Below are 673 nucleotides of genomic sequence, written 5' to 3'. Positions count from 1 at the left end.
TCAAATTCCTTATCAAATTTGAAGTATTATAATATAACAGACTAATTAAATCTATATATCTTTATCATTTTTTTTCTTAATAGAAATTTTTATTCCAAATAAAATAAGAATTAAACAATCTTTTGAATTATTAATACCAAATAATCTAAACCAATTATCAGCTTTTTTTATATCTTCTTTTAAATTATTAATTTTATATTCTAAATCATTTATTCTATCAAATATTCTTTTATTTAATAAATATTCACCATAATTATTTGAYGCAATTATAGAGCAATATTCACTATATATATATTSTTCATAATAAGACTTTTTATCTATAAATTGATAATCTATTTTAATAAAATTAGAAAACTTAAATATATCTTTATAAACTTCTTTTCTAGTTTCTTCATTGGTTGAAAAATAAAAATTTATAACAGGAATCCAAGTTTTATGATAAATTTTATTCAATAAATTMGGAAAATTATTTTCACAATAATAAATAACATCATACATATTTGATATACAAGCTAATATATTATTTCTACTTATAGTATTTGTTAATGAAGACTTTGTATATCTATAATAATAGATACTTTTATTATTAAAAGATATAGAAGGATTATTCAACATTAATTTTATAGTAAAATTACTATCTTCAGCCGCACCTAATTTTTCAGTAATAAATTGC

The 673-nt window shown here is 17.2% G+C and carries 1 pseudogene; it reads right to left on the bottom strand.

Features of this window, described 5'->3' with window-relative positions:
- Positions 1-51: 51 nt before the first annotated feature.
- Positions 52-673, bottom strand: a pseudogene (locus GQX97_RS13560) (glycosyltransferase family 2 protein); the annotation flags it as partial.

Source organism: Brachyspira sp. SAP_772 (assembly GCF_009755885.1).
Lineage (GTDB): Bacteria > Spirochaetota > Brachyspiria > Brachyspirales > Brachyspiraceae > Brachyspira.
Note: the sequence above shows the minus strand (reverse complement) of the source record. Positions and strands in the feature narration are given on the sequence as shown.